The 26,075-nt window shown below is 62.1% G+C and carries 30 protein-coding genes; 13 read left to right on the top strand and 17 right to left on the bottom strand.

What is annotated here, in order from left to right; translation table 11 throughout:
* The first annotated feature begins 130 nt into the window (after positions 1-130).
* Genes cydP through QMX89_RS12830 form a run of 5 tightly spaced genes read left to right on the top strand, consistent with a single transcriptional unit; the run spans position 131 to position 3,462 of the window.
* Positions 131-328, top strand: coding sequence for a cytochrome oxidase putative small subunit CydP (gene cydP / locus QMX89_RS12850; protein ID WP_134723132.1), 198 nt, complete (start codon positions 131-133; stop codon positions 326-328).
* Positions 325-1,911 carry a cytochrome ubiquinol oxidase subunit I gene (locus QMX89_RS12845; RefSeq protein WP_282348512.1) on the top strand — a complete coding sequence of 529 codons (1,587 nt, stop codon included), beginning with the start codon at positions 325-327 and terminating at the stop codon, positions 1,909-1,911. Before cydP ends, QMX89_RS12845 begins: the two co-directional genes overlap by 4 nt.
* The gene (gene cydB / locus QMX89_RS12840; protein ID WP_134723129.1) at positions 1,911-3,053 is read left to right on the top strand and encodes a cytochrome d ubiquinol oxidase subunit II; all 1,143 of its coding nucleotides are present in this window, start codon (positions 1,911-1,913) and stop codon (positions 3,051-3,053) included. The genes QMX89_RS12845 and cydB overlap by 1 nt, the downstream gene beginning before the upstream one ends.
* Before the next feature lie 12 nt (positions 3,054-3,065).
* Positions 3,066-3,182 carry a cytochrome bd-I oxidase subunit CydX gene (gene cydX / locus QMX89_RS12835; RefSeq protein ID WP_056843503.1) on the top strand — a complete coding sequence of 39 codons (117 nt, stop codon included), beginning with the start codon at positions 3,066-3,068 and terminating at the stop codon, positions 3,180-3,182.
* Positions 3,172-3,462, top strand: coding sequence for a cyd operon YbgE family protein (locus QMX89_RS12830; RefSeq protein ID WP_282348511.1), 291 nt, complete (start codon positions 3,172-3,174; stop codon positions 3,460-3,462). Before cydX ends, QMX89_RS12830 begins: the two co-directional genes overlap by 11 nt.
* A 19-nt stretch (positions 3,463-3,481) precedes the next feature.
* Here the strand turns inward: QMX89_RS12830 and QMX89_RS12825 are convergent, their stop codons facing one another.
* Complete coding sequence (locus QMX89_RS12825) at positions 3,482-4,252, bottom strand: YkgJ family cysteine cluster protein (protein WP_049858736.1); 771 nt, start codon at positions 4,250-4,252, stop codon at positions 3,482-3,484.
* Between the two features lie 90 nt (positions 4,253-4,342).
* The gene (locus QMX89_RS12820) at positions 4,343-4,741 is read right to left on the bottom strand and encodes a hypothetical protein (RefSeq protein ID WP_282348510.1); all 399 of its coding nucleotides are present in this window, start codon (positions 4,739-4,741) and stop codon (positions 4,343-4,345) included.
* Between the two features lie 102 nt (positions 4,742-4,843).
* Between QMX89_RS12820 and QMX89_RS12815 the strand changes: the two genes are divergently transcribed.
* Positions 4,844-5,947, top strand: coding sequence for a DUF1615 domain-containing protein (locus tag QMX89_RS12815; protein ID WP_282348509.1), 1,104 nt, complete (start codon positions 4,844-4,846; stop codon positions 5,945-5,947).
* A gap of 15 nt (positions 5,948-5,962) precedes the next feature.
* On the opposite strand, the gene QMX89_RS12810 is transcribed toward QMX89_RS12815, so the two are convergent.
* Genes QMX89_RS12810 through QMX89_RS12800 form a run of 3 tightly spaced genes read right to left on the bottom strand, consistent with a single transcriptional unit; the run spans position 5,963 to position 8,680 of the window.
* Positions 5,963-6,625, bottom strand: a complete 663-nt coding sequence (locus QMX89_RS12810; protein WP_282348508.1) for a response regulator transcription factor — start codon at positions 6,623-6,625, stop codon at positions 5,963-5,965.
* Between the two features lie 2 nt (positions 6,626-6,627).
* Complete coding sequence (locus tag QMX89_RS12805; protein WP_282348507.1) at positions 6,628-8,019, bottom strand: HAMP domain-containing sensor histidine kinase; 1,392 nt, start codon at positions 8,017-8,019, stop codon at positions 6,628-6,630.
* Entirely contained in the window at positions 7,997-8,680 is a 684-nt protein-coding gene (locus tag QMX89_RS12800; protein WP_049858732.1) for a response regulator transcription factor, read from the bottom strand. Before QMX89_RS12800 ends, QMX89_RS12805 begins: the two co-directional genes overlap by 23 nt.
* A gap of 218 nt (positions 8,681-8,898) precedes the next feature.
* On the opposite strand from QMX89_RS12800, the gene QMX89_RS12795 reads away from it, so the two are divergent.
* On the top strand, positions 8,899-9,354 hold the full coding sequence (locus tag QMX89_RS12795; protein WP_282348506.1) for a hypothetical protein: 456 nt from the start codon (positions 8,899-8,901) through the stop codon (positions 9,352-9,354).
* A gap of 110 nt (positions 9,355-9,464) precedes the next feature.
* Here the strand turns inward: QMX89_RS12795 and pbpG are convergent, their stop codons facing one another.
* From pbpG to QMX89_RS12780, 3 genes are all read right to left on the bottom strand, one after another.
* Complete coding sequence (pbpG, locus tag QMX89_RS12790; protein ID WP_049858730.1) at positions 9,465-10,385, bottom strand: D-alanyl-D-alanine endopeptidase; 921 nt, start codon at positions 10,383-10,385, stop codon at positions 9,465-9,467.
* A 206-nt stretch (positions 10,386-10,591) separates the two neighbouring features.
* On the bottom strand, positions 10,592-10,771 hold the full coding sequence (locus QMX89_RS12785) for a hypothetical protein (RefSeq protein WP_049858967.1): 180 nt from the start codon (positions 10,769-10,771) through the stop codon (positions 10,592-10,594).
* A gap of 113 nt (positions 10,772-10,884) precedes the next feature.
* On the bottom strand, positions 10,885-11,250 hold the full coding sequence (locus QMX89_RS12780; protein ID WP_090359094.1) for a hypothetical protein: 366 nt from the start codon (positions 11,248-11,250) through the stop codon (positions 10,885-10,887).
* Positions 11,251-11,433: 183 nt separating this feature from the next.
* Here QMX89_RS12780 and QMX89_RS12775 point away from each other — a divergent pair, with 183 nt between their 5' ends.
* Entirely contained in the window at positions 11,434-12,252 is an 819-nt protein-coding gene (locus QMX89_RS12775) for a shikimate 5-dehydrogenase (protein WP_282348505.1), read from the top strand.
* Positions 12,253-12,260: 8 nt separating this feature from the next.
* Here the strand turns inward: QMX89_RS12775 and QMX89_RS12770 are convergent, their stop codons facing one another.
* On the bottom strand, positions 12,261-12,905 hold the full coding sequence (locus tag QMX89_RS12770; protein ID WP_090359088.1) for a DUF480 domain-containing protein: 645 nt from the start codon (positions 12,903-12,905) through the stop codon (positions 12,261-12,263).
* A gap of 274 nt (positions 12,906-13,179) precedes the next feature.
* On the opposite strand from QMX89_RS12770, the gene QMX89_RS12765 reads away from it, so the two are divergent.
* On the top strand, positions 13,180-13,584 hold the full coding sequence (locus QMX89_RS12765) for a TraR/DksA C4-type zinc finger protein (protein WP_049858726.1): 405 nt from the start codon (positions 13,180-13,182) through the stop codon (positions 13,582-13,584).
* Positions 13,585-13,605: 21 nt separating this feature from the next.
* On the opposite strand, the gene QMX89_RS12760 is transcribed toward QMX89_RS12765, so the two are convergent.
* Complete coding sequence (locus QMX89_RS12760) at positions 13,606-13,842, bottom strand: DUF2789 domain-containing protein (protein WP_049858725.1); 237 nt, start codon at positions 13,840-13,842, stop codon at positions 13,606-13,608.
* 507 nt (positions 13,843-14,349) lie between these two features.
* On the opposite strand from QMX89_RS12760, the gene QMX89_RS12755 reads away from it, so the two are divergent.
* On the top strand, positions 14,350-14,817 hold the full coding sequence (locus tag QMX89_RS12755; protein ID WP_082223526.1) for a hypothetical protein: 468 nt from the start codon (positions 14,350-14,352) through the stop codon (positions 14,815-14,817).
* A 70-nt stretch (positions 14,818-14,887) separates the two neighbouring features.
* Positions 14,888-15,904, top strand: coding sequence for an ABC transporter substrate-binding protein (locus QMX89_RS12750; RefSeq protein WP_282348498.1), 1,017 nt, complete (start codon positions 14,888-14,890; stop codon positions 15,902-15,904).
* A gap of 1 nt (position 15,905) precedes the next feature.
* Here the strand turns inward: QMX89_RS12750 and QMX89_RS12745 are convergent, their stop codons facing one another.
* From QMX89_RS12745 to QMX89_RS12720, 6 genes are read right to left on the bottom strand one after another with little or no spacing between them, the layout of a single operon-like run.
* On the bottom strand, positions 15,906-16,274 hold the full coding sequence (locus QMX89_RS12745; RefSeq protein WP_049858722.1) for a Na+/H+ antiporter subunit G: 369 nt from the start codon (positions 16,272-16,274) through the stop codon (positions 15,906-15,908).
* Positions 16,271-16,549 carry a K+/H+ antiporter subunit F gene (locus QMX89_RS12740; protein ID WP_049858721.1) on the bottom strand — a complete coding sequence of 93 codons (279 nt, stop codon included), beginning with the start codon at positions 16,547-16,549 and terminating at the stop codon, positions 16,271-16,273. Before QMX89_RS12740 ends, QMX89_RS12745 begins: the two co-directional genes overlap by 4 nt.
* Positions 16,546-17,034, bottom strand: a complete 489-nt coding sequence (locus QMX89_RS12735) for a Na+/H+ antiporter subunit E (protein ID WP_049858720.1) — start codon at positions 17,032-17,034, stop codon at positions 16,546-16,548. The genes QMX89_RS12740 and QMX89_RS12735 overlap by 4 nt, the downstream gene beginning before the upstream one ends.
* Positions 17,031-18,710, bottom strand: a complete 1,680-nt coding sequence (locus QMX89_RS12730; RefSeq protein ID WP_282348492.1) for a monovalent cation/H+ antiporter subunit D — start codon at positions 18,708-18,710, stop codon at positions 17,031-17,033. The genes QMX89_RS12735 and QMX89_RS12730 overlap by 4 nt, the downstream gene beginning before the upstream one ends.
* Positions 18,707-19,051, bottom strand: coding sequence for a Na+/H+ antiporter subunit C (locus QMX89_RS12725; protein WP_043186251.1), 345 nt, complete (start codon positions 19,049-19,051; stop codon positions 18,707-18,709). The genes QMX89_RS12730 and QMX89_RS12725 overlap by 4 nt, the downstream gene beginning before the upstream one ends.
* Positions 19,051-21,969: a monovalent cation/H+ antiporter subunit A gene (locus QMX89_RS12720; protein ID WP_282348488.1), complete on the bottom strand. Its 2,919-nt coding sequence runs from the start codon at positions 21,967-21,969 to the stop codon at positions 19,051-19,053. The genes QMX89_RS12725 and QMX89_RS12720 overlap by 1 nt, the downstream gene beginning before the upstream one ends.
* Positions 21,970-22,159: 190 nt before the next feature.
* On the opposite strand from QMX89_RS12720, the gene QMX89_RS12715 reads away from it, so the two are divergent.
* The gene (locus QMX89_RS12715; protein ID WP_049858717.1) at positions 22,160-22,723 is read left to right on the top strand and encodes an XRE family transcriptional regulator; all 564 of its coding nucleotides are present in this window, start codon (positions 22,160-22,162) and stop codon (positions 22,721-22,723) included.
* A gap of 140 nt (positions 22,724-22,863) precedes the next feature.
* Complete coding sequence (locus QMX89_RS12710; RefSeq protein ID WP_282348484.1) at positions 22,864-24,672, top strand: aminopeptidase P family protein; 1,809 nt, start codon at positions 22,864-22,866, stop codon at positions 24,670-24,672.
* A 9-nt stretch (positions 24,673-24,681) separates the two neighbouring features.
* On the opposite strand, the gene rhtA is transcribed toward QMX89_RS12710, so the two are convergent.
* Entirely contained in the window at positions 24,682-25,563 is an 882-nt protein-coding gene (gene rhtA / locus QMX89_RS12705) for a threonine/homoserine exporter RhtA (RefSeq protein ID WP_282348483.1), read from the bottom strand.
* Positions 25,564-26,075: the final 512 nt, after the last annotated feature.

Below are 26,075 nucleotides of genomic sequence, written 5' to 3'. Positions count from 1 at the left end.
TTGAGCCAACCGATGTGGCGCTTGGTCGCAGGTTGGCGCTCGAGAATCATTGATCTGGATCAATGGCCGTCTGGCGGTGCGGGCAGAAAATCCGCCCACCTACCGACCCGCCCGACACCGAGTGCCACCCATGTCCGGACACTTCGACTTCCTCAAGAAACCGCTCGCCCGGGAAATCGCCGTGATTGTGCTGATCAAGCTGGTCCTGCTGCTGGGCATTCGCAGCCTGTGGTTCGACGCGGGCGTAGACGTCAAGGATGACGGCACCACCGTCGGCCAGCATGTGCTCGGCTCCGCTTCCCCACCTCTCGAGAAGAACTTGAAATGATCTCCGAATCAGTCGTCGACCTCTCTCGGCTGCAGTTCGCCATGACCGCGCTCTATCACTTTCTGTTCGTGCCCCTGACCATCGGCATGGCGTTCCTGCTCGCCATCATGGAATCGGTCTACGTCATGACCGGCAAGCCGGTGTACAAGGACATGACCCAGTTCTGGGGCAAGCTGTTCGGCATCAACTTCGCCCTGGGCGTGACCACCGGGCTGACCATGGAATTCCAGTTCGGCACCAACTGGGCCTATTACAGCCACTACGTGGGCGATATCTTCGGTGCGCCGCTGGCCATCGAAGGGCTGATGGCGTTCTTCCTCGAGTCGACCTTCATCGGCTTGTTCTTCTTCGGCTGGGACCGCCTCTCACGCAAGCAGCACTTGGCGGTGACCTGGCTGGTGGCGCTGGGCTCGAACCTTTCCGCGTTGTGGATCCTGATCGCCAACGGCTGGATGCAGAACCCGGTGGGCGCCGAGTTCAACTTCGTCACCATGCGCATGGAGCTCACCAGCTTCACCGACCTGCTGTTCAACCCGGTGGCCCAGGTCAAGTTCGTCCACACCGTGGCCGCCGGCTACGTCACCGGCGCGGTTTTCATCCTGGCGATCTCCAGCTGGTACCTGCTCAAGGGCCGCGACATCGCTTTCGCCCGGCGCTCGTTCGCCATCGCCGCCGCGTTCGGCATGGCGTCGATCCTCTCGGTGATCGTGCTGGGCGATGAGTCCGGCTACGAGATCGGCGACGTGCAGAAAACCAAATTGGCCGCCATCGAAGCCGAATGGGAAACCGAACCGGCACCGGCCGCCTTCACCTTGTTCGGCCTGCCCAACCAGGCTGAACAACGCACCGACTACGCGGTGAAGATCCCCTACGTCATGGGCATCATCGCCACCCGCTCGGTGGACAAGCAGGTCACCGGCATCAAGGACCTGGTGATCGAGCACCAGGCACGCATCCGCAATGGCATGCAGGCCTACGCACTGCTGGGACAACTGCGTGGCGGCGACCTCAGCGAACAGACCCTGAGCGCCTTCAATCAGGTCAAGAAAGACCTGGGTTATGGCCTGCTGCTGAAGAAGTACACCGACACCGTGATCGACGCCAGCGACGCGCAGATCGAGGCCGCCGCGCTGGACTCGATTCCCGGTGTCGCGTCGATCTTCTGGACCTTCCGCCTCATGGTGCTCAGCGGCGTGCTGATGCTGGGGTTGTTCATCTGCGCCTTCTGGGCCTCGATCCGCCGTAACGAAACACGCAAACCCTGGCTGCTCAAGTGGGCGCTGTTCAGTCTGCCGTTGCCGTGGGTCGCGACCCAGACCGGCTGGTACGTCGCCGAACACGGCCGCCAGCCTTGGTCGATCGGTGAAGTGCTGCCCACCCACCTGTCGGCGTCGAGTCTTTCCACGGGTGACGTCTGGGGATCGCTGCTGGCCCTGGCCGCGTTCTACACCGTGCTGCTGGTGATCGAGATGTACCTGATGATCAAGTTCACCCGGCAGGGCCCGAGCAGCCTGCATACCGGTCGCTATCACTTCGAGCGCGAGGCGGCGCTGCCTCACGGTCCGCTACAGGGAGCCATCTGATGTTCGATTACGAGAATCTCAAGTTGATCTGGTGGGTGTTGGTCGGCGTGCTGCTGATCGGCTTTGCCCTGACCGACGGGTTCGACCTGGGTGCCGCTGTGCTGATGCCCTTCGTCGGCCGCAATGACAACGAGCGCCGTGTGGTGATCAACACCATCGCACCGCACTGGGATGGCAATCAGGTCTGGCTGATCACGGCCGGTGGCGCTTTGTTCGCAGCCTGGCCACTGGTCTACGCCGCAGCCTTTTCCGGCCTTTACTGGGCCTTGCTGCTGGTGCTGTTCGCCCTGTTCGTGCGTCCGGTGGGCTTCGATTACCGCAGCAAGCTGGCCAACACGCGCTGGCGGCAGAGCTGGGATTGGGGCTTGTTCGTGGGCGGCGTGGTACCGGCGCTGGTGTTCGGCGTCGCCTTCGGCAACCTTCTGCTGGGCCTGCCGTTCCGCTTCGACGACACCTTGCGTTCCAGCTACCACGGCTCGTTCTGGCAACTGCTCAGCCCCTTCGGCGTGCTCGCCGGCGTGGTCAGCCTGAGCCTGCTGAGCCTGCACGGCGGGACCTGGCTGATGATGCGCACCGAAGGCGCGATCGCCGGACGCGCCCGGCAGGCTGCCGTGGCCATGGCGGTACTGTTCGTGCTGGCCTTCGGCGGCGCCGGTGCCTGGTTGGCGAGCGGTCATGTGCAAGGCCTGGTGATCAGTTCGAATCTGGACCCGCAGCTGGCGCTTAACCCCTTGGCCAAGACGGTCGTCAGCGGCAACCCAGGCTGGATGGGCAATTACGTGCGCCATCCGCTGACGGCCATCGCGCCGGTGCTGGGCATGCTTGGTGGTGTGCTGGCGCTGTTGGCCGCCGCAGGCCGGCGCGCCTCGCTGGCCTTCGCCGGCAGCAGCCTGGCGATCGTCGGCACGCTGTGCACCGCAGGCTTTGCGCTGTTCCCGTTCGTCATGCCCTCCAGCCTGGATCCGGCGTCGAGCCTGACCGTGTGGGACGCGGTGTCCAGCCACAAGACCCTGCTGATCATGCTGGTCGCCGCCGGCATCTTCGTGCCCTTGATCCTTTGCTACACCCTGTGGTGCTACCGCCGCATGTGGGGCCGGGTCACCACCGCTCAGATCGAGCAGAACGCGCACAGCCTTTACTGAAGGAGCCTGACTATGTGGTATTTCGCCTGGATTCTGGGAGTGCTGCTGGCGTGCAGCCTGGGCATCATCAACGCACTGTGGCTGGAAGCCTCCAACGCCCTGGACGAGGACCCTGCGGATGAACGCTGAAGCGGCGCCCGCGCTGCGCACGCCCGGCTGGCGCTGGCTGTCATTGCTGCTCGCCGGACCGATCAGCCTGGTGTTGCTGTTGCACCCGTTGGCCTTGCTCGATGCCCAGGGACATTACAGCCATGGCCTGCTAAGCCTGATGATGTGGGGCATTACCGCCGGCTATGTGCACGGGGTCGGCTTCGACCCGCGTGCTTGGGCCTGGCGCCTGATCTTTCACCCCTCGCTCGGGTGGGCCTTGATGGCCCTGGGTTACTGGGTACTGTCGCGTAACCTCTGAACCCACTCACAACGGGCGTTCAGGCCGCGCGACGCAGCGAGATGAACATGGCGTCGTCGGCCAGGATGGCGGCGATCATCGCACCGGTTTCGGCCAGGCGCCGGGCCAGGTCCTCGTCCGGAATGTGCAGGTCCCAGCGCGTCGAGTTGTCTTCCAGCATCGGCATATCGTCGACTTCGCGCAGCGCGGCAAGGAACGCGGCGGGCTGGGGCAGGTAAGTGGTGAAGCCGTCGCCCTTGAGCGCCGCCGTATGAATGCCCAACTGCGCGCAGACCTGTGCCTTGGCAGCGATGTCGTCACGGTCGGCCTGGCGCGATTGTTCAATCAGCGCCGCCAGCGGTGCGTCCACCAACTGCCCGCCGGCGATCAGCGCAGGGCCCGTGGCCCAGGCTTCGCTGGGGCAGTCCTTCATGTCCGGACGCAGCGGGATGTGCGGATTGATCTCCATCGGATAGATGCGACACACCAGCGGTCGCTCGGCATAGATACCGCAGCGGTTGTCGGCGTTCAGATTCCGGCAGGGGCCCAGGTTGTAGGCTGCGAAGGTGATCGAGACGTAGGCGGGCGCGCTGCCGCACAGCACCGGCAGCGAGCGACGGCGGGCATGTTCCTGCTGGGCGTGGCTGAGGTTGAGGCTGTGCAGGCCGGGGCCGTTTTCCAGGAAGGCTTCGAGCAACACGATCAGTTGACCGCCATCCTCCGCCCAGCGCCGCGCCTCGGCCAGGGTCAGCGGTACGTGGTGGTCGCTGCAGCATTTGCCGCACCCGGTGCAAGAAAAACGTGTGTCCATGCAAACCCCGTCTGAACTGGATGAATGACGAAAACGTGGCGCTTCGTCATCAGTGAGAGGGGAGAGAGCAGATTCCGTGCCAGCCTGACTTCAGCCACCGAGCAGGTCATGGGCGTCCAGCAGCCTGTAAGCCACTTGAGGGTTCTTTTCCAGGCCGCGACGGATGGCCGCCGGAATCGACTGCCGCGTCTTGCGACACAGTCCCGGCAACGCCTCGATGTGAATGGCGATGCCGCGCATGCTGCGCACGGTGCTCGCGCCCGGCGTGACTTCCACGCGCAGCCCGAGCTGCTCGAAGATGCGTTGTTGCAGGCGCCGCAGCTCGTCCAGGCTTTCCACGTTCTCCAGGCGTTCGAGCAGGCGTTTCTCTTCCTCGCGAGTCAGGCGCAGGATGCGCAAGTCGGCGTCGGGTAGCGCGTGCAGCCGTTCGCGCTCGCAGATGCAAGCGCCGGGCGGGCAGGGTTGGCGTGCGACAGAGGCCATGTTCATGACCCGCAGCATAGCCATGGTGCAGGTGATTTGCACAGGGGCTGTCGACAGGCCGGGTGCTCGTCCATACTGGCGCGAATTCATCCGTTCCCAAGGCTTTACATGTCCAGAAGTCGGCTCGCCGTGCGCCATGGCGCACTGAGCATCCTCCTTGTGCTGCTCGCGGCCTGTTCCACCCAGCGCGCCGGCCAACCCCCGGCACCTTCGTCCGAGCAGGTGCGCGCCAAGCTCGTGCAGCTGTTGCCCGGCAAGGTCGCCGACCGTGAGGGCTGGGCCGCCGATATCGAAACCGCCCTGAAGGTGCAGGACATCGCCGGCACCGACGACAACCTCTGCGCAATACTGGCGGTAGCCGAGCAGGAGTCCACCTTTCAGGTCGACCCCAGCGTACCGGGCCTGGGCAAGATCGCCCGCCAGGAAATCGACCGCCGCGCAGGGCGCGTGCATGTGCCCGGTTTTCTCGTCGACACTGCCCTGGGCATCCGCTCGGGCGACGGTAAAACCTATGCGCAGCGGCTGGAAGCCGCGCGCTCGGAGAAACAGCTCAGCGAAATCTTCGATGACTTCACCGGCATGGTGCCCCTGGGCCGACAGCTGTTCGGCACCTTCAACCCGGTGCGTACCGGCGGGCCGATGCAGGTCAGCATCGACTTCGCCGAGAAACACCGGGCGGGCTACCCCTACACGGTGGACGGCTCGATACGCCGCGAAGTGTTCACCCGACGCGGCGGCATGTACTTCGGCATTGCCCATCTGCTCGGCTACCCGGCCAGCTATGAACGACCGCTGTATCGCTTCGCCGACTTCAACGCCGGCTGGTACGCCAGCCGCAACGCCGCGTTCCAGAACGCCGTGAACCAGCTGTCCGCCAGCCGCCTGGCGCTCGACGGTGACCTGATCCGCTACGACTCCAGCGCCGCGAGCAATACCGAGCTGGCCGTGCGGGGGCTGGGCAACCGCTTGAACATGAGCGACCGCGACATTCGCCGTGCTCTGGAAGAGGGGGAGACCTTGGATTTCGAGAAGACCACGCTTTACCAGCGTACCTTTGCCTTGGCCGACAAGGCCGCTGGCAAACCGATACCACGCGCGATCCTGCCCGGCATCAAGCTGCAGAGTCCGAAGATCACCCGCAACCTGACCACCGCCTGGTTCGCCCAACGCGTCGACGAACGCTACACCCGCTGCATGGCCCGCGCACGCTGAGCCTGATCGGCATGCTCAATCCGCGCGCAGTACCAGGGGTTCGGCCAGGCTGTAGCCGAAACCGCGCAGGGTCTGCAACGCCTGCGGGCAGTCCAGCTGTGCCAGCTTGCGGCGCAGGTTGCACACGTGGCGCTCGATCAGTGCGGTCTTGGGCTCGAGGCCCGTGCCCCATAGCTGCTGCTCGATGGACTCCCGGCTGACCGCGCCGGGGGTGCTCGCCAGCATGGCCAGCAAGCGATGCTCGCTCACCGTCAGGCTCTGTTGACGTTTACCCCGCCCAACCATCAGCCGCGAAGGCGACAGCCACAGACGCGATGGCGGTAGCGCCGTCGCCCGGGGGCGCGGCCGAGCCAAGGCCTGCAGGCGCGCCAGCACCTCGGCAGGGGCCACCGGCTGCGCCAGGCACGCATCGGCACCGGCGCGCAGCGCAGCGATGCGCGCCAGCCGGTCGTCGTCGGCCAGCAGTACCATCACCGCAGCATCGCCCCGGTTCGCCAGGCAATGCTGCAGCAGGCCATCGCCGGGTCGTTCAAGCGCCAGGACGATGAAGCCGTACCGTTCCTGCGCCAGTGCCTGCGCTGCGGCGGACGTGCCGACCGTGCTGAGGGCCGTAGGGTGTTCCGCCAACGCCTGTTGCAGGGTCTGATCGGGCGTATCGCTGATATAGAGCAGGTTCATGGTCACACCAATGCCTTGCTTTGTCGGCACCACAGAGTCATCCGCGTGCCACCTTGTTCGCTGCTGCCCACTTCGAGGGTGAATCCGTGCAGTTTGACCACCGCCGCAACGATCGACAGCCCCAGACCGAAACCGCTGTGCTGACCATCGCCCTCGCAGCGATAGAAACGTTGAAAGATCGCCTCACGTTCCTCGGGCGCGATGCCCGGCCCGCTGTCGCTGATCTCCAGCCGCGTGGCGCCGTTCTCTGCCGTGGCGCGCAGCACCACCAGGCCGTCGGCCGGGGTGAACTTGATGGCGTTGCTGAGCAGGTTGCCCACGGCCTCGAACAGCAGCGCGCGGTCACCATGCAGCATTGGCAGCGTGTCCGGCACGTCCAGACCCAGATTGATGCCCTCGTCTTCGGCCAGGGGCAGATAGAAGTCGTGCAGCTCGTGCAGCAGGGGTTGCGGGTCGAAGGAAATGAAGCCCGAACGTCGACGGTGATCCTCGATTTCGGAGATACGCAACAAGCCACGGAATCGCGCCATCAGCGTGTCGGTTTCGGCGATCACCTCGTCCAGTTGCAACGCCTGGCGCGAATCCGCCGGCGCCTCCTGCTGGATACGGTAGAGCTGCGCGCGCAGGCGGGTCAGGGGCGTGCGCAAGTCATGGGCAATGTTGTCGCAGACACCCTTGACCTCGATCATCAGCTGCTCGATACGTTCGAGCATCGCGTTGACGATGGCCGCCAGCATGTCCAGTTCGTCGCGCCGGTCCGACAGCGGCAGGCGGGTAGTCAGATCACCGGCCACGATTGCATCGGCGCTCGCTTCGATGGCGCGGATGCGCCGCAACGGCCTGCGCCGTAACAGGTGCCAGCCGGCAATGCCGGGAATGATCGTCAGGGAAATACCCCACAGCAGCGCCCGCAGAATGATGTGAGTGACCGCGAACAACGAGCCGTTGTCGCGCACCAGCACCAGCCAGCGGCCATCCAGGGTGCGCATCGCCACCGCGTCGCAGCTGTTCTGCGGCATTTGCGGATTGTCGCTGTCCACGCAACTGTTCAGGTCATGGATGCGCCCATCCAGTGGCAGACCTCGCGGCACCTGCAACAACTGGCCGGACAACGGCCGCAGTTGCAGATCGAACAGACCATAGGCGTCGAAGGTACGGTCGTCGAACGCTTCGCTGGCGGCCAGCGCCTCGTTCAATGCTTCGCCGTGAAAGCGCGAGAACAGGTGTTGACGCTGCATCAGCGAGTGCCGCGCCAGGTCGGCCAGATAGGCCGAGACTTCGAAGTACAGTACGCCCATGAGCAAGCTGCTCCAGGCCACGAACAGAAAGCTGTAGAGCGCCAGCAGCCGACTGCTGGACGAGCGCCAGCCTTTAGACAGGTTCGGCAATGACATAGCCGGAGCCTCGCACGGTCTTGATCAACGGTGCGGTGCCCGGTGGGTCGATCTTCTTGCGCAAGCGGCCGATGTGCACGTCGATCAGGTTGGTGCCCGGGTCGAAGTGATAGCCCCAGACTTCCTCGAAAATCATCATGCGCGTGAGGATCTGGCCGGCATTGCGCATGAGGAATTCCAGCAGCTTGTATTCGGTGGGCAGCAGGTTCAACGCCTGTTCGCCACGGCACGCCTCGCGGGTCATCAGATCCAGCGTCAGGTCGGCCACGCGCAGCGTGTTGTCGGCGGCGGCCACGGCGTTGTTGCGACGCAGCAGCACCTCGACTCGGGCGGCCATCTCGTCCGAGGCGAACGGTTTGGTCAGGTAATCGTCGCCACCGGCACGCAGACCGCGCACCCGCTCGTCGACATCCGACAGCGCGCTGATCATCAGGATCGGCGTGCTCACACCGATGGTGCGCAGGGTGGTCACGATGGCCAGTCCATCCAACTCCGGCAGCATTCGGTCCAGGGTGATCACGTCATAGTTGCCGCTCACCGCCTTGACCAGCCCCTCGCGGCCGTTGTCCACCCAGTCGACCTGCAGGCCGTGGCTGCTCAGTTCCGCCACGATTTCCCTGGCGGTCACGGCATCGTCTTCGATGGTCAGTACGCGAGTCATGTTGGTCTCTACCCGATGATTTCTGCTGAGGATGGCGGCATTGTGACAACAATCGGCCCAGGGCTCGTTGAAGTTTTTTTCATCTTGCGCCACCTGACCCCATCGGCGTGAGCCCAGTCGTCCTGCCCGTAAGATTGGCCGACGAATCACAGGCGCATCCTAAAGCCTGGCCGATCGGCGCCGATGTAACGGTCACAGCCTATCGGGACACGATCGCCATGAGCACCTTGAGTACCATTGCCAGCAACTTGAGCATTCGCACCCCAGCGGTTACCCCAACGGCCGCCGCCCCAGTCGCCACTGCTGAAAGTGAAGCAACACAGACCGCTGCCGCGCCTTCTGCAACGCCAACGAACGCGCCGGTCGGTGGCGCAGGCGGGGCGGGTGCCAGTCAGAGCAGCAGTAGCAGTAGCAGTAGTAATTCGGACACGATCGAGCAACTGCAGAAGCAGATTGCCGAGCTGCAGAAGCAGTTGAAGGAGCAACAACAGGAGATGGCCCGAATCCAGGCCAGCCAGCAAAGCGAAGAAAGCAAGGCCGCCGCAGTGGCCGCCATCCAGGCACAGGTCGTCGCCACGTCCGCAGGGCTGCAAACCGCAACCGCCGCATTGCTTCAGGTCATGCAGGAATCAGGCAGCAGTACCGCCGGCTCCATGGTCAGTACCACCGCCTGAGGCGCTGTCAGCTCCCGGCCCACCACGACACCGTCAAGCGTCTGCTTGCCGATGCCGATGGTGCCATGTACGCCCGCAAGCGGGCCGCCCGCCGTGCCTGAAGGACGCGGTCAGTCGGCAGCCTGGCGCATCTGCTTTTTCTGCGCCTTGTAGTCCATCGCCACGGCCGGCGGCGCGCTGCTCTTGCCGGTTTCCACCCATTTGCGCAGACGGCTGGCATCGGCAAAGTGGGTGTACTTGCCGAACGCATCGAGGATCACCATCGCCACAGGTCGGCCACCCATGCGCGTCACCAGCACCAGGCAGTGCCCGGCCATATTGGTGAAACCGGTCTTGGTGATCTTGATGTCCCAGTCATCCTTGTTGATCAGGTGATCGGTATTGTGGAACCCCAGGGTGTAGCTGGGCTTCTTGAACGCCACGGTCTTTTCCCGCGTGGTGCTCAGCTCGCTGAGCAACGGGTACTGCTGCGCCGCGATCAGCAACTTGGCCAGATCACGGGCGGTAGACACGTTGCTGGTCGACAAGCCGGTCGGCTCCACATAGCGGGTATGGGTCATGCCCAGTGCGCGAGCCTTGGCGTTCATCGCCGCAATGAAAGCGCCGTAGCCGCCGGGGTAATGATGGGCGAGGCTCGACGCTGCACGGTTCTCCGAAGACATCAGGGTGATGAGCAGCATGTCCCGGCGGTTCAGCTCGCTACCGAGCTTGACCCGGGAAAACACACCCTTCATTTCCTTGTTGTGGGTGATGTCGACCGAGATCACTTCGCTCATGGACTGCTTGGCGTCCAGCACGACCATGCCGGTCATCAACTTGGTCACCGATGCGATAGGCACCACATGGTCGGCGTTGTTCTCGTAGACCACTTTATTGGTCTGCAGATCGATCAGCAGAGCGCTGCCCGAAGCCAGGTGCAACTGCGAGGGATCCCGTGGCACGGCGGCTTTTTCCGCCGCTTCGAGGTTTGGGGTGGCGACGAAAGTGGTCAAAGCCAGCAACAGGCTGAAAAGAGATAGCGGGGTCTTCACGCGGAGCGCTCACTGAAATAGAGGTAGATCGGGCCTGGGGTGGAGCGGATTCGAAGTGACGATTGTCACGTGGCGCGAGTATGGCAAAGCGCCTGTCGATTGTCGCGCCCGGCAAGGCCTGGTGCGTGAAGAAAAGCTCATCCAGCGCGAACACCATGAAAAAGCCCCGCACAGCGGGGCTTGATCCATTCCATGCAGTGCGCTGGCTAGTGGGGCTGCGCTGCATTGAGCGTGGCAAAGGCTTGTTTGGCGTGGGGCAGGGAGGGCAGGGGCCCACTGACAGGCTCGCCGTCGCGCACCACGTACCAGCACGCTAAAAGGCCCAGATCACGCAACTTTTCCGGGACCGCGCTGCCGACTACCGACATGATTCTTAATACAGGCATGAGACACCTCCGGTGGTTCCTGTCAGCCACCTTACGAGTTCGCCGCGGCCCATAGAAATCACCTTGCTCGATAGTCACCATCGACGATTCCTATCACGCCCTGCCGCGGCGACTCACCAGCGTGGGGGGCCGTAGTACACCGGTGGCGGCCCATAGTAGCCACGCGGTGGAGGCGGGGCTGCGTACACCGGATAAGGCTGCACATACACCGGCGGCGACTGCACATACACCGGTTGCTGCACATAGGCAGGTTGTTGCACGTACACCGGCGGCGGGCTCTGCACATACACCGGCTGCTGCTCCACATAGACCCGCTGCGGCGCATTGGAAGTGACCACTGCGCCTACCACGGCCGCGCCCAGTACCGCGCCCAATATACCCGGCCCGGCACCGTGCCAGCCGCCGCCGTGCGCCGAGGCCTGACCGGCCATCGCCAGCGCCCCTACCAGCAGAGCCATCTTGGGAAGTTGACGCATCATGATAGATTCCTCGTGTTTCGCGCCCTGGCGTTCGAACCTGCGATAGGGTCAAATCATTTCGCCGGGGACATGACTATGACAAAAAAACCGTCAAAAGCGTCCCCGTCGATGGGTAAATTTTGTGTAAGGGCAGCGCGTCGTCTGCCTGCTTTCTTTCATGCCCCACGCCGCCGGAGGCCAAGAATGTCCATTGCTCCCAACCGCGACACCATCCTGTGCATGTCGCTCGCCGCGCGTCCCGGAACGTTCGGGGTGCGCTTTCACAACCATCTGTACGACCAGTTGGGCCTCGACTACTACTACAAAGCCATGACCACGAGCGATCTGCCGGCGGCCATCGCTGGCATTCGCGCCTTGGGCATCCGTGGCTGCGGCGTGTCGATGCCGTTCAAGGAAGCCTGCATACCCTTGGTGGACGAACTCGATGCATCGGCTTCGGCCATCGAATCGATCAATACCATCGTCAACGACAACGGTCATCTGAAGGCCTACAACACCGACTATCTGGCCATCCGCCAATTGCTGGACACGCACGCCGTCGACCCCGACACCACCTTCGCCCTGCGCGGCAGCGGCGGCATGGCCAAAGCCGTGGCGTCGGCGTTTCGCGACGCCGGTCTGCGCAATGGCCTGATCATTGCGCGCAACTACGAAACCGGACGCGCGCTGGCCGATACCTGCGGTTATCCCTGGCAGGCCGAGTTGGGCGACTCGCGCCCACAGCTGCTGGTCAATGTCACGCCAGTCGGCATGACCGGCAGTGACCAGGCCGAGGAATTGTCGTTCGATAGGGCCGCCATCGAGGCGGCGCAGCAGGTGTTCGACGTCGTCGCCCTGCCATGGCAGACGCCACTGATCAAAGCCGCTCTTGAGCTAGGCAAACCCGTGATTACCGGCCTCGAGGTCATCGCCATCCAGGCCCTTGAGCAGTTCGTGCTCTACACCGGCGTACGCCCTACCGCCGAGCAGTTACGCCTGGCCACCGAGTACGCCCGCGGCTGACACGTCTGTCATTCCAGCCGCGACAGGCGCTCTTCAAGCGCAGCGATGCGTGCTTCCAGCTCGTCCAGGCGGGTATCGTCGTGTTTTGAACCGTTGCGCTCGGGCGGCACGCCCCGGGCGCTCAAGATGGCGTCGATAGCCGCAGGATCGCCCAAGGCATGGCTGTAGCGATCCTCGCGCTGCCCCGCCTGGCGTGGCACATGTACCGCGAAGCCGCGGCTTGCAAGGCGCTCCAGCTGATGCAGGATCTGCTCGGCGTCCTCGAAATCGTGGAGGCGGGCACTGCGCGTCAGCAGCTCGCCAACGGTCTGCGGTCCGCGCAGGAACATCAGCCCCATCAGAATGACCTGGGCAGGCACCAGTTCGAGCGCCTTGTCCAGCCGGTGCTCCCAGCGATCGGCGCGGCTGCCCATCACCAGACGGGTCATCTGCCGACCTTCGAGCGCGCGCAGGCTCTGCCCGATCTGCCCCTGGGTGTACTGGGTCACAGGTTCGCGACTGGTTTTCTGATTGCACGCCAGCACCAGCGCATTGAGCGTCAATGGGTAGGTTTCAGGATTGCTGGCCTGTTTCTCGATCAGTGCGCCCAGTACGCGAATCTCCACGGCATCGAGTCGTACGGGTTCGGAAGCGGTTGTTTCAACATCGGTCATGGCATAAACCCCAGGCAATCGGTAACGGCCAGTATGCTATAAAAACCGCCCAGACGGCTGCCTGCCGCCGCCTGTGGCGCGGTCGCGCCTGCGCCAGCGAGCAGGCCCTCGGCCCCCTGCCAAATTTAGGGTTGCTGCGCATGTAAACCGGCCTTAGACTGCCGCCCCTCTTGACCATATGCCGTGTGGTGCTTGAAGAATTCTGCCTGCGTCGCCGACAGCGTCGCGGGCTTCCTGTTTTGCCCTAGCGCATTATTCGTTTGCAGAGAAATCAATGACAAAGGAAAAGTTGCTGGCCATGCCGGCTGATGACTACATGAACGCTGAGCAACTGGCCTACTTCACCGAGCTGTTGCAGGCCATGAAGATCGAGACCCAGCAGCGCATCGAGCAAAGCCGTGTAGCCATTGAAAGCCTGGACACGCCCGCCGATCCTGCCGACGCTGCCTCTGTGGAAGAGGAGCGTCACTGGCTGGTCAATGTCATCGAGCGCGACCAGCGCCTGCTGCCGCAATTGGAAATGGCCCTGGGCCGCATCAATGACGACAGCTTCGGCTGGTGTGACGACAGTGGCGAGCCGATCGGCCTGAAGCGCCTGTTGATCAGCCCTACCACCAAGTACTGCATCGAGGCGCAAGAGCGCCACGAGCAGATCGACAAGCATCAACGTCAAGCGTAATCAACACACCGCAGGCGTTTCTCACGCCTGCGGATGCAAGGCCACATTGAGTTCATCGACGATGGGTGCCCACTCCGCATCGCTGTGCAGCTCCTCTTTCAGAAAGCTGCGCTGCTGATCAGTCCAGAAGGGCGCATCGATCAGCTTGGTGTCTTGGTCGAGCTGATGCTCGGCAATGAATTTCTGAATATCAGCCTCTTCGCTGGCCAGGCCCAGTTGATCGAAAAGGCCAGTAAGGCTTGGGTTCGGCAGATCCATGTTGACTCCTCAGCGGCCGTTTCCAGCCATGATTGAAAGGTTACCCTGTATCTGAGGCGACGGCCTCGCCAGAGTTCGCTCGCAGTACCGTGTTTGTTTGCAATGGACGGCACAGGGCATCGAGCTTTGCCCCGATCCTGTTTTGAACGTGTCCATCCAACAAACTTCTTGACCGCGCCGGGGTTCGATTCGGTACTATTCGCGCCAGATCACCGTCATGCGCTTCGCTGCCCCGCACGTGTTGGTCGCCAGCTTCCCCATGAGGCCGTGGCGCCGCTCTGCCATACACGTCCAGGCTTGCCTTTTTCCTTCGCGGTCTTCGGCAATTTTCCCTGCAGCAGGTCGACGCTGCGCATCCCGGATCAAGGTTCGATCCTTTAGTCTTTCGTTAGCAGGTCGGTGGCAATCATTGCACGTGCTGCCGACCGTTCGGCGCTCCCCGCGTCTTCAGGTTATTACCACGCGAACAGCGTCCGGTAGTCTGTGTTTCGATTTGAGGATTCTTCATTGGCAGTAACTAATCTGGATATGCACGCACTGTTCGTGCTCGGCGATTTGCGTGCGAAGTTGGTCAAACTCTTTCAGTCGCGTTTCGTCTATGTCACCGAGCAAAGCGCGGAAGGCATCTACATGGCCGAACTCGATACCGAGTCCGCGCTGGTGGTCGACGACAAACCTCGACTGGAACTCAAAGTAGGCGATCACTTCCGCGCTGCGGTTTTGCCTAGCCGCGAAGGTGGCAAGTTCGAACTCAAGTTTCGCGATATCAAACTCACTGTCTACGGACTGGGCGAGTATGCGTTCGTCAGCATGGCGCAGGGCGAAGGCATCGTGTTCAAGGAAGGTCAGACCGTGATGCTGGTCTTCGCTGCCCACGAGCGCATCGAGGAAAACCTGGGCAAGACCTTGAAAGCGGCTACCGCCAAGGCAGCCAAATGGCGCAAGGGCGAATTGACCTTCAAACCCAGCGAATAATGCTTCGGGGAACCTGCGCTACAGTAAGGTGACTTACCCAAGTCATCGACTGTTTACCGAGGAACCCCGCATGAAAGGATTACGTGCCTGGCTGGTCGCCTGTGGCGCCGGCCTCTGGCTATCGACCGCAACACTTCCGGCCCACGCGCAAACCACGCCCATCCAGTTCGCCGACCTGAACTGGGAGAGTGGCAGCCTCATTACCGAACTGTTGCGCTATATCGTCGAGAAGGGCTACGGCCTGCCCACCGATACCCAGCCTGGCACGACCATCACCCTGGAAACGGCGTTGGCCAAGAACGACATCCAGGTCATTGCCGAAGAGTGGGCCGGCCGCAGTCCGGTCTGGGTCAAGGCCGAAGCCGAGGGCAAGGTGATCGGCTTGGGTGATACTGTCAAAGGCGCCACCGAAGGCTGGTTCGTCCCTGAATACGTGATCAAGGGTGACGCCGCCAAAGGTATCAAGCCGCTGGCGACGGATCTGCGCAGCGTCGCCGATCTGCCGCGCTACAAGGACGTCTTCAAGGATCCGGAAAGCCCAGACAAAGGCCGCTTCCTCAACAGCCCGATCGGCTGGACATCCGAAGTCGTCAACGCTCAGAAACTCAAGGCCTACAAGCTGACCGACGACTACGTCAATTTCCGTTCGGGCTCTGGCGCCGCACTGGACGCCGAGATCGCCTCGTCCATCCGGCGCGGCAAGCCCGTGCTCTTCTACTACTGGTCACCGACCCCGCTGTTGGGCCGCTACAAGCTGATCCAGCTTGAAGAGCCACCGTTCGACGCCAAGGCCTGGGCCACCCTGACCGATGCTGACAATCCCGCGCCGCTGCCTACCCGTTCGCTGCCATCGAAGCTGTCGATCGGGGTGTCCAAGGCATTCCAGCAGGAGTATCCGCAACTGGTCGAGTTCTTCGCCAAGGTCGATCTTCCTATCGATCCCCTGAACAAGGCTCTGGCCAACATGAGCGAAGCCCGCACTTCGCCTCGCCAGGCTGGCGAGGCGTTTCTGAAGGATCATCCCGAAGTTTGGAAGACCTGGCTGCCTGAAGACGTAGCCAGCAAAGTGAGCGCCAGTCTGAAATGAGTCAGTGACCGCTGTCGCTGCGGTGGCTGCTGACCTCGGCAGGCACCGCTTCTCCAGCCGTGCGTTTGCGAAACAGCGCTGCACGGGCCAACAGCAGCGTGGTCACCGGCACGGTGATCGACAGCAGGATGGGGATGAGCCAGGCATGCACCACCGGCCCATGCTTGAGCCAAGAAAAGTACAGGATGGACGCCAGCGCCACACACCAGGCGCCCAGCGTGGACGCCAGCGCCGGCGGATGCATGCGCTGGAAGTAATCCTTGAAGCGCAGCAACCCCAAGGCGCCCGTGAATGCGAACAGACTGCTGGCGAGCAGCAGTATGGCCGTGGCCACCTCTACCCAGAAGGGTAAAACCTGGAGTGAATTCATTCGATCACTTCTCCACGCAGCAGGAACTTGGCCAGCGCGAACGACCCTACGAAGCCGAACAGGGCAATCAGCAGGGCCGCTTCGAAATAGGTGTCACTGGCGTAACGTATGCCCAGCACCAGCATGACCAGCATCGCCAGAATGTACAGGTAGTCCAGAGCCAGTACCCGGTCCTGGGCCGACGGTCCTCTGAACAGTCTGATCAGCGTCAGCAACATCGCCAGGGCAAATATGAACAAGCTCGCGACAATGGCATTGGACAGCAATGCGCTCATTGAAAGATCTCCATCAGCGGGCGTTCGTAGGTGTCTTTGAATTCCTCGATGAATTGCGCCTCGTCATCCAGATCCAGAACATGCATCAGCAAAACGCTGCGATCCAGCGCCAGCTCGGACCATACGGTGCCTGGAATGACGGTGGCGACTGCCGCCAAGGCAGCCAGCCCGTTGGCATTGTGCAACTGCAACGGAATCTCCACGAACGCCGAGCGTGGCGGACGGGCGTCCATGCTCCAGACCTGCCAGAACACCTGCAGGTTCGACACCAGTACACCGCCGCCTACGCGCAGCAGCAGCCGCAGTATCACCATGGGCCGACGGATACGCACGGCCTGGGGCCGCAGCGGCGACATCAACAGCGGCGCCAGCCATCCCAGCAGCACGGCGAGCAAAAGGTTGCCAGCACTCATGGAGACGTTGAGCAGCAACCACAGGACGGCGAGGGCGATCGACAGCAACGGAGCAGGGAACAGGCGACTCATGGTTCACCCTCAAGGCTTGTTGTAGTCGGACCAGGTACCGGCTGGGCGCCCAGCACGGTCATCACGTATTGCTTGGGATCATCGAGCATGGCCGCCGTATCGGCCGTGTACCGCAGTAGAGGTTCTGCGCGCATCGCCAACAACACACACAATCCCAGCAGGACCATGATCGGTACACACTCGTTGAGCCGCAGCAACGGTGAAGGCCGCTCGTGCGGCGTCCAGAAGCGCTGCATGCCCACACGCGCCAGAGCGATCAGCGACGCCAGTCCGGAAAGGATCAGCAACGCTAGATAGACCCAGGCGCTCGCACTCGGGGTTTGCTCAGTGGCTACCCCGAGTCCCTGTGGATTGAACAACGCGGCGATCAGATTGAGTTTGCCGATGAACCCGGACAACGGCGGCATGCCGATGATCAGCAGTGCGCAGGCAATGAAGCTCAAGCCCAGGAAGGCCATGGTCCATGGAATCACCTGGCCTACCACGGCCTTCTGCTCGTCATCCAGGTTGATACCCTTGGGCGGATGCAATGCCTCGACTGCAGCTGGCAGCGGGTCGGCATCGTACTCCAGCGGAATCTCGTTGGCGGACCGCGAACGTTCGATCAGTTCGGCAAGAAGGAACAGCGCACTGAGCGCCAAGGTCGAGCTGACCAGATAAAACAGCGCGGCAGCGATCAACCCGCTCTGCCCGAAACCGATCGCTGCCAGCAGGATGCCGGCTGAAATCAGGATGCTCAGGCTCGCCATGCGCTCCAGTCGCTGCGCCGCAAGAATACAGATGGCAGCCACGGCGATGGTCGCCAGGCCCCCGTAGATCAGCCACTGACCGCCGAAATGCGCCGAGGCACCGGCCTGTCCGGAAAACATCAGGGTCCACAGCCGCAGCAGGGTATAGAAGCCCACCTTGGTCATGATCGCGAACAGAGCCGCAACCGGGGCGCTGGCGGACGAGTACGCCGGCACCAGCCAGAAATTCAACGGCCACATGCCCGCCTTGGCCAGGAAGGCTGTCGCGAGAATGGCAGCACCGGCGTGCAGCAGGCCGCGATCTGCCTCGGGCACCAACGGAATCTTCAGGGCCAGGTCAGCCATGTTCAGGGTTCCCGTGACCCCGTAGATCATGGCCGCACCGATCAGGAACAACGACGAGGCCAGCAGGTTGATCGCGATGTAATGCAGCCCGGCCGATACCCGGGCCTTGCCCGAACCATGCAGCATCAGGCCATAGGAAGCGGCCAGGAGCACCTCGAAGAACACGAACAGGTTGAACAGATCGGCGGTCAGGAAGGCACCGTAAAGACCCATCAACTGGATCTGGAACAAGGCGTGGAAGCTCGCACCGGCCCGATCCCAGCGGGCCATGGCGAACAGCAGAGCGCAGACGCCGACGATGCCCGTCAGCACCAGCATCAAGGCTGACAGCCTGTCCACCACCAGCACGATACCGAATGGCACCTGCCAGTTGCCGGGCAGGTACACGCCAATCGAACCGGCCTGGCCTTGATCCTGGACCCACCACATCAGGTAACAGGCAATCGCCAGTCCCAGCAGGCTGGAGATGATGTTGATCTGCGCTTTCAGCGAGCGGTGTTTCTCTCCGAGCAGCATCATCAACGCCGCCGTGAACAGCGGCAGTATGATGGGCGCAGCGATCAGATGGGGCATCCAGCTCATTCCTTGGGCTCCCGGCCGTCTACGTGGTCAGTGCCGGTCAGGCCCCGCGAAGCCAACAGAACCACCAGAAACAGCGCAGTCATCGCAAAGCTGATCACGATGGCAGTCAGTACCAGTGCCTGGGGCAGGGGGTCTGTGTAATTGAGCAGGTCCTGTGGCACACCTTCCTTGATGATCGGCTCCTTGCCGATGAACAGGCTGCCCATGCTGAAGATGAACAGGTTGACCCCGTAAGACAGCAGGCAGAGGCCCATGACCACCTGGAACGTTCGTGGACGCAAGATCAGCCAAACGCCCGATGCAGCCAGTACGCCGATGGCAATCGCTATCACTTCTTCCATCAGACGGCTCCTTTTGGGGCAATGCCTTTGGGCAGGCTCGAGGGACGGTGAGCACGCACCGACTGGTGACCCAGCGCGGTGAGCATCAGCAGAGTGGATCCCACCACCACGGTGAACACACCGATGTCGAAGAACAGGGCACTGGCGACATGAAAGTCACCCAGGACCGGCAAATGAACATGCGCAGTGTGTGTGGTGAGGAATGGATAACCCAAGGCAATGGCGCCGATCCCGGTGACAGTGGCACAAAGCAGTCCGGTACCCATCCAGCGCAGCGGTCTCAGGCGCATCTGCGCCTCCACCCACTGGGTACCCGCCACCATGTATTGCAGGATGAACGCTACCGACAGCACCAGGCCGGCAACGAATCCACCGCCAGGCTGATTGTGCCCGCGCATGAACAGATACATCGAGACCACCACCGCCACTGGCAGCAACAGACGAACCAGAACGGCCGGAACCATCATGAAACCCAGCGCAGTGTCGTCCGCACCGCGCGGGTTGATGAGATCGGTGACCACGTCGGGTGCCAGCGATCGTTGCTGCGCCGGCAGCTGCATGCTTTCCTTGGGTGGGCGGAAGCGCCGCAGCAGGGCAAACACGGTCAGGGCCACGGCGGCAAGCACGGTAATCTCACCCAGGGTATCGAAGCCGCGGAAGTCCACCAGCATGACGTTGACCACGTTGGTCCCGCCGCCTTGGGGCAGGGCACGGCTCAGGTAGAACTCGGAAATGAAGTTGGGCGTGGCGCGGGTGAGCATCGAATAGGACAACAGCGCCATGCCGCCGCCGACCACCACCGCCAGCACCAGATCGCGCAGACGGCGCAATTTGGCACGGTCCAGCGTCGCCCTGGAGGGTGCGACATCCTCGATCCGCCGAGGCAACCAACGCAGCCCGAGCAATATCAACACCGTGGTCACCACCTCGACCACCAGCTGAGTCAGCGCCAGATCCGGTGCGGAGAACCAGACGAACGTGACGCAGGTCATCAATCCGCACACGCTGACCATGGTCAGGGCTGCCAGCCGGTGGTACTTCGCCTGCCAGGCAGCGCCCAATGCGCAGGCAATGGCGATCAACCAGAGAATCACGAAGACGCCCGATCCCGGGATCTTCGGTCGATCCCCCCAGCTCAGTCCGCTATAAAGCATCGGCGCCAGGCCCGCGAGCACTGCTACCAACACCAGCATGAACAGTTGGGCCTGCAGGCGTCTGGTGGTAAGCAGTCGCTCCACCCTGCGCGCCAGCCGCATCATGACCACCTGCGAGCGCTCGAACAGCCGCTTGCCGTTGAAGCGCTCGATCACCGGTGGATAGCGCAGCCGACCGTGACGGAACTGATTGCGCAGCAATACATATAGAAGCACCCCGGCGCCCATCGCAATCAGGCTCATGACCATGGGGGCATTCCAGCCATGCCATATGGCCAGGCTGTACTCCGGAAGATCGCCCCCTACAACGGGTATCGCCGCGGCCGCCAGGAAGGGCGCCACCGACTGTGCCGGGAAGATGCCGACCACTAGGCAGGTCAGCACCAGCAGCTCCACGGGCGCACGCATCCAGCGCGGCGGCTCGTGGGGGATGTGGGGCAGGTCGGTGGCTTTGGGGCCCAGGAACACGTCAACCGTAAAGCGCAGTGAATAGGCGACGCTGAAGATACCGGCCAGCGTCGCGACCACTGGCAGGGCGATCTCGACCCAGGCGGTGGAGCTGATGAAAACCGTTTCGGCGAAGAACATCTCCTTGGACAGAAAGCCGTTCATCAGTGGCACCCCTGCCATGGCCGCGCTGGCAACCATGGCCAGCGTCGCTGTGTAGGGAATGAGTCGGAACAGCCCGCTCAGGCGGCGTATGTCGCGTGTTCCACTTTCGTGGTCGATAATGCCGGCGGCCATGAACAGCGACGCCTTGAACGTCGCGTGATTGAGAATGTGGAACACCGCAGCCACCGCTGCCAGCGGGCTGTTGAGCCCCAACAGCAGCGTGATCAGGCCCAGGTGGCTGATCGTCGAGTAGGCCAGCAGGCCTTTGAGATCGTTCTGGAACATCGCCGCGTAAGCGCCAAGCATGAGCGTGCAGGCCCCTGCGCCGCTGACGATCCAAAACCATTGTTCGCTGCCCGACAGGGAAGGCCATAGCCGGGCCAGCAGGAATACCCCGGCCTTGACCATCGTTGCCGAGTGCAGATACGCCGAAACCGGCGTCGGTGCCGCCATGGCGTGCGGCAACCAGAAATGAAACGGAAACTGGGCGCTCTTGGTCAGTGCGCCGAGCAGGACCAGGGTCAGCATGACGGGATACAGGCCATGCGCACGGATAGCGTCACCGGCAACGAGCACCTTGTCCAGGTCGTAGCTGCCGACGATATGCCCCAGCAGCAACACGCCAGCGAGCAGGCACAGACCACCGGCGCCGGTCACCATGAGCGCCATGTAGGCACCACGGCGCGCATCGGCGCGATGGTGCCAGTAGCCAATCAGGAGAAAGGAGAACAGGCTGGTCAATTCCCAAAAAAACACCATCTGGATGAGGTTGCCGGAAATTACCAGACCCAGCATGGCGCCCATGAACGCCAGGAAAAATGCGAAGAAGCGAGGGACTGGGTCCTGCGGCGACATGTAATAGCGCGCATAGAGCGCCACCAGCGTACCGATGCCCAGCACCAGCAATGAAAACAGCCAAGCGAAGCCGTCCAGGCGCAGCACCAGGTTGAGTCCGAGGCTGGGCAGCCAGAGGAATTCCTCGCGGATCACACCACCGTTGGCAATTTGCGGGTACAGCATGGCTACCTGTACCGTGCCGACCAAGGCAACCAGTCCGGCCAGAAGCGATTCTGCGTTGCGTGCGTTGTGCGGCAGGATGGCCGCCACGCAGCTGCCTACGAAGGGCAGAAGCAATAGTACTATCAAGGACATAGGCTTCTAATCTGCAGGAATATTGAAAAGGATCATACGGGGTCACTGGGTGATCACCAACCCGCAAGCTGTGCCAGAATCGTACAGGCATGCCATAACGACTTGTTTTTTTATGACAATTTTTTACCATCGATAGCTCCGCCTTGATCGCGTCGATCAGCGGGACTACCCCCAGCGAGCGCAGATTCCCTTGGTCAAAGACCCCAGTTCCAGAGCCTCGGTACTCCAGCACGTCAGTCATAACGTACGTCGCCTGCGCCAGGCCGCCGGGCTTTCGCAGAGTGCCCTGGCAGAGTGCTCCGGGGTCAGCCGCCGCATGCTGGTGGCTATCGAAGCCGGTGACAACAACGTCAGTCTCACGACCCTGGACCGTATTGCCGAAGCCCTTGATGTCGCTTTCAGCGATCTCATCCAGCCTGGCGAGAATCGCGACCCTGGCCGGATCAATGAACTGGCCTGGGTCGGCACATTCCCTGGCAGCAAGGCCGTCCTCCTGGCCAGTACAGTAGCCAGCAAGGAGGTCGAACTGTGGGAGTGGCTGTTGCAGCCTGGCGAAACCTATGCATCGGAGCCCGATGCCGAAGGCTGGAGCGAGCAGATCTACGTTTGTGAAGGGCGACTGACCGTCGTATTGGACGGCCGCTCCCATGCGTTGGCAGCTGGCGAGTTTTTTGTCTATCCCAGCAATCAGCCCTATGCCTATCGCAATGACAGTGAAACGTTGGTGCGCTTCGTACGCAACGTCGTCATCTAAGTTCGTTTCCGCCAACAAAGACCCGCAGCCGTCTGGCTTCCGAACTCACCTCCTTTTCAAGGTTGCCCGGCGCTGCGGCATTCGCCATGATCGTTGCACAAGAGCAGCCCACACGATCCAGCATCCGAACCGGAGCCCGAATGAGCCTGACACCTTCTGCCACTTTCCCCGTTCCCGAGCGCCTGCGCGCCACGCGCGCGCTCATGCAACGCGAGGGCATCGACGCCCTGCTGGTGCCTTCGGCGGACCCGCATCTATCCGAATACCTGCCTGAACACTGGCAGGCACGCCAATGGCTTTCCGGTTTCCAGGGTTCTGTCGGCACCTTGATCGTGACCGCTGATTTCGCAGGGCTTTGGGCCGACAGCCGCTACTGGGAGCAAGCCCAGGTCGAACTCGACGGAAGCGGCATCCAACTGGTCAAGCTGATGGCTGGGCAGCCGGGTCCATTGGACTGGCTGGGCTCGCAGATGCATGCTGGGACCACGGTCGCGGTCGATGGCGCCGTCATGGCCGTTGCTGCCGCCCGTCAGTTGCGAGAAAAGCTGCAACACACAGGTGCGTCGTTGCGTACCGATATCGACCTCTTCGCAGAGATCTGGCCAGATCGCCCCCCATTGCCTGCGCAAGCTGTCTACGCCCACCTACCGCCGTACGCCGCTCGCGAGCGCGCCGAAAAACTCAGAGCGCTGCGCGAGCAGACTCGATCCCAGGGCGCTCAGTGGCACCTGCTGGCAACTCTGGACGATATTGCCTGGCTGTTCGACCTGCGCGGTTCGGACGTTTCCTATAATCCGGTCTTCGTTGCCTTCGCGTTGATCGGCGAGCACTCGGCAACCCTGTTCACCACACTGTCCAGGATAGATTCCACGCTTATCCAAAGCTTGGCGCAGGAAGGCATTGACGTTCGCGAGTACACCGAGATCGGCGCCGCCCTGGCTGTGGTGCCAACCGGCGAGAAGCTTCTGATCGATCCTGCTCGCGTTACCGTCGGCATCATCGAAAACCTCGCTACCGGCGTTACCTTGATAGAAGCGCTGAACCCAACGACCTTGAGCAAGTCACGCAAGACCGCAGAAGAAGCAGAGCATATTCGCCACGCCATGGAGCAGGACGGTGCGGCACTGTGCGAGTTCTTCGCGTGGCTGGAGGCTGCCTGGGCAGGCGAGCGCATAACCGAATTGACCATCGACGAGCAGCTCACGGCCGCACGCGCGCGTCGGCCCAATTTCGTCTCCCTGAGCTTTTCGACCATTGCCGCGTTCAACGCCAACGGTGCCATGCCTCATTACCGCGCCACTGAGAAAGCCCACGCCGTCATCGAGGGCAACGGTCTGTTGTTGATCGACTCGGGCGGCCAATACCTGGGCGGCACTACCGACATAACCCGCATGGTCCCGGTCGGTACGCCCACGGCGGATCAGAAAGCGGATTGCACTCGAGTGCTGAAAGGCATGATCGCCCTGTCACGGGCTACGTTTCCAAAAGGGATTCTTTCGCCCTTGCTCGATGCCATTGCGCGTGCACCCATCTGGGCCGACCAGGTCGACTATGGGCACGGCACAGGCCACGGTGTGGGTTACTTCATGAACGTTCACGAGGGGCCGCAGGTCATTGCCTACCAGGCCCCCACCACGCCCCAGACAGCTATGCTGCCGGGGATGATCACCTCCATCGAGCCAGGGACCTATCGGCCCGGACGCTGGGGAGTGCGTATCGAAAATCTTGTCCTCACACGCGAAGCCGGGCAGGGCGACTTCGGTCAGTTCCTGAACTTCGAAACGCTGACGCTATGTCCGATCGATACCCGCTGCATCGACATTCCCCAGTTGTCGACCGTCGAGCGCCAGTGGCTCAACGACTACCATGCCGAAGTCGCCAGACGGGTGGCGCCGCTGCTTGCCAACGCGCCATTGGAATGGCTGCGCGAACGCACCCAGCCGATCTGACCTGTGCAATCAGTCGGCGGCGACGGCAGGAGCATGCTCGGCGCGGATCGTCAACGTGGCCCCCACAGAGGCCATGATGATCGCGCCGATCGCCAGCCACTGAGTGGCGCTTAACACTTCATGCAGGAACAGCAACCCGGAAAGTGCGCCGATGGCTGGCTCCATGCTCATCAGCGTGCCAAAGGTGCGTGCCGGCAAGCGTGTCAGCGCAACCATCTCGAGGCTGTAGGGCAAAGCCGTGGACAAGATCGCCACAGCAATGGCCGTCGGGATCAGCGCCATATCGAGCAAGGCGGTACCTGCATGCGCGATGCCGACAGGAGCAATGAACACTGCAGCGATCATCACGCCCAGCGCTGCGGTCTGCACACCGTTGTCGGCGCCCGCCTTTTGGCCATAAAGGATGTAGAGGGCCCAGCACACACCTGCGCCCAGCGCATAGCAGACGCCTACTGGATCGAGACCTGCCTGGGCATCGCCGAGCGGTATCAGCAGCAGTAACCCTACGAGCGCAAGTGCCACCCAAACGAAATCCATCGCCCTGCGCGAAGCCAGAATCGCAACTGCCAGCGGGCCAGTGAACTCCAGGGCCACGGCGATCCCTAGAGGAACCGTGCGTAGAGACATATAGAAAAGCAGATTCATGCAGCCCAAGGCGATGCCGTAGATCATCACGGTCTGCAATGCCTTCCAGGTCAATCGGGCTCGCCACGGGCGCAGCAGGATCAACATGAACACGCTGGCGAATATAAGGCGCAGGGCAGTCGTACCCTGCGCCCCTATCAGCGGAAACATGCCCTTGGCCAATGAGGCGCCTGTCTGGATGGACGCCATGGCTATTAGAAGAAGCGCGATAGGGTAGAGCTTGGTGGTGAGCGAAGGCGGAGTCATGAGGCGGCTACTTGGCAGAGGTTAGGTATGCGTTGGTCGTATGATGGCTAAGCTGCAAGAAATGAGCAATATATTGCCCATTTAAATTTATTGAACTTTCAACACCCTGGGCTATTGACGCGCTCTGTAATCTCTCTATAATTCGCCCCACTTCCGGCGCAGCCGAAACGATAAACGCCTTGTTAATCAATGAGTTAGTCGTTCAGGTGGTGAGGAAGTGCTTCGATCTTCAAGTTCGGAAGCGGCGAAAAAGGCAGTTGACAGCGGTTTGAAACGCTGTAGAATTCGCCTCCCGCTGACGAGTGATCGAAGCGAGTCAAGTGTTTGAAGTTGTTCAGGTTTCTGGAAAAATACTTCGAAATAAACGCTTGACAGAATATGAGGTCAGCGTAGAATGCGCGCCTCGGTTGAGACGAAAGAATCAACCCACCGCTCTTTAACAATTGAATCAAGCAATTCGTGTGGGTGCTTGTGAGTTAAGACTGTTAGTCAACAAGATTATCAGCATCACA

Source organism: Pseudomonas sp. PS01301 (assembly GCF_029960215.1).
GTDB classification, from domain to species: Bacteria; Pseudomonadota; Gammaproteobacteria; order Pseudomonadales; family Pseudomonadaceae; genus Aquipseudomonas; species Aquipseudomonas coleopterorum.
This window is presented reverse-complemented; position numbering and strand designations above follow the sequence as displayed.

Excerpts from the sequence above, each read along its gene's own strand:
- QMX89_RS12730 (WP_282348492.1), bottom strand. The coding sequence starts at position 18,710 with ATGAGCTGGATGCCCCATCTGATCGCTGCGCCCATCATACTGCCGCTG.
- QMX89_RS12785 (WP_049858967.1), bottom strand. The coding sequence starts at position 10,771 with ATGCCTGTATTAAGAATCATGTCGGTAGTCGGCAGCGCGGTCCCGGAA.
- QMX89_RS12735 (WP_049858720.1), bottom strand. The coding sequence starts at position 17,034 with ATGAGTCGCCTGTTCCCTGCTCCGTTGCTGTCGATCGCCCTCGCCGTC.
- QMX89_RS12780 (WP_090359094.1), bottom strand. The coding sequence starts at position 11,250 with ATGATGCGTCAACTTCCCAAGATGGCTCTGCTGGTAGGGGCGCTGGCG.
- QMX89_RS12800 (WP_049858732.1), bottom strand. The coding sequence starts at position 8,680 with ATGACTCGCGTACTGACCATCGAAGACGATGCCGTGACCGCCAGGGAA.
- QMX89_RS12795 (WP_282348506.1), top strand. The coding sequence starts at position 8,899 with ATGAGCACCTTGAGTACCATTGCCAGCAACTTGAGCATTCGCACCCCA.
- QMX89_RS12775 (WP_282348505.1), top strand. The coding sequence starts at position 11,434 with ATGTCCATTGCTCCCAACCGCGACACCATCCTGTGCATGTCGCTCGCC.
- QMX89_RS12760 (WP_049858725.1), bottom strand. The coding sequence starts at position 13,842 with ATGGATCTGCCGAACCCAAGCCTTACTGGCCTTTTCGATCAACTGGGC.
- QMX89_RS12820 (WP_282348510.1), bottom strand. The coding sequence starts at position 4,741 with ATGAACATGGCCTCTGTCGCACGCCAACCCTGCCCGCCCGGCGCTTGC.
- cydP (WP_134723132.1), top strand. The coding sequence starts at position 131 with ATGTCCGGACACTTCGACTTCCTCAAGAAACCGCTCGCCCGGGAAATC.
- QMX89_RS12710 (WP_282348484.1), top strand. The coding sequence starts at position 22,864 with ATGAGCCTGACACCTTCTGCCACTTTCCCCGTTCCCGAGCGCCTGCGC.
- QMX89_RS12765 (WP_049858726.1), top strand. The coding sequence starts at position 13,180 with ATGACAAAGGAAAAGTTGCTGGCCATGCCGGCTGATGACTACATGAAC.
- QMX89_RS12750 (WP_282348498.1), top strand. The coding sequence starts at position 14,888 with ATGAAAGGATTACGTGCCTGGCTGGTCGCCTGTGGCGCCGGCCTCTGG.
- QMX89_RS12770 (WP_090359088.1), bottom strand. The coding sequence starts at position 12,905 with ATGACCGATGTTGAAACAACCGCTTCCGAACCCGTACGACTCGATGCC.
- QMX89_RS12815 (WP_282348509.1), top strand. The coding sequence starts at position 4,844 with ATGTCCAGAAGTCGGCTCGCCGTGCGCCATGGCGCACTGAGCATCCTC.
- QMX89_RS12805 (WP_282348507.1), bottom strand. The coding sequence starts at position 8,019 with ATGTCATTGCCGAACCTGTCTAAAGGCTGGCGCTCGTCCAGCAGTCGG.
- QMX89_RS12720 (WP_282348488.1), bottom strand. The coding sequence starts at position 21,969 with ATGTCCTTGATAGTACTATTGCTTCTGCCCTTCGTAGGCAGCTGCGTG.
- QMX89_RS12725 (WP_043186251.1), bottom strand. The coding sequence starts at position 19,051 with ATGGAAGAAGTGATAGCGATTGCCATCGGCGTACTGGCTGCATCGGGC.
- QMX89_RS12845 (WP_282348512.1), top strand. The coding sequence starts at position 325 with ATGATCTCCGAATCAGTCGTCGACCTCTCTCGGCTGCAGTTCGCCATG.
- QMX89_RS12825 (WP_049858736.1), bottom strand. The coding sequence starts at position 4,252 with ATGGACACACGTTTTTCTTGCACCGGGTGCGGCAAATGCTGCAGCGAC.
- cydX (WP_056843503.1), top strand. The coding sequence starts at position 3,066 with ATGTGGTATTTCGCCTGGATTCTGGGAGTGCTGCTGGCGTGCAGCCTG.
- rhtA (WP_282348483.1), bottom strand. The coding sequence starts at position 25,563 with ATGACTCCGCCTTCGCTCACCACCAAGCTCTACCCTATCGCGCTTCTT.
- QMX89_RS12810 (WP_282348508.1), bottom strand. The coding sequence starts at position 6,625 with ATGAACCTGCTCTATATCAGCGATACGCCCGATCAGACCCTGCAACAG.
- QMX89_RS12740 (WP_049858721.1), bottom strand. The coding sequence starts at position 16,549 with ATGAGCGCATTGCTGTCCAATGCCATTGTCGCGAGCTTGTTCATATTT.
- QMX89_RS12745 (WP_049858722.1), bottom strand. The coding sequence starts at position 16,274 with ATGAATTCACTCCAGGTTTTACCCTTCTGGGTAGAGGTGGCCACGGCC.
- cydB (WP_134723129.1), top strand. The coding sequence starts at position 1,911 with ATGTTCGATTACGAGAATCTCAAGTTGATCTGGTGGGTGTTGGTCGGC.
- QMX89_RS12830 (WP_282348511.1), top strand. The coding sequence starts at position 3,172 with ATGAACGCTGAAGCGGCGCCCGCGCTGCGCACGCCCGGCTGGCGCTGG.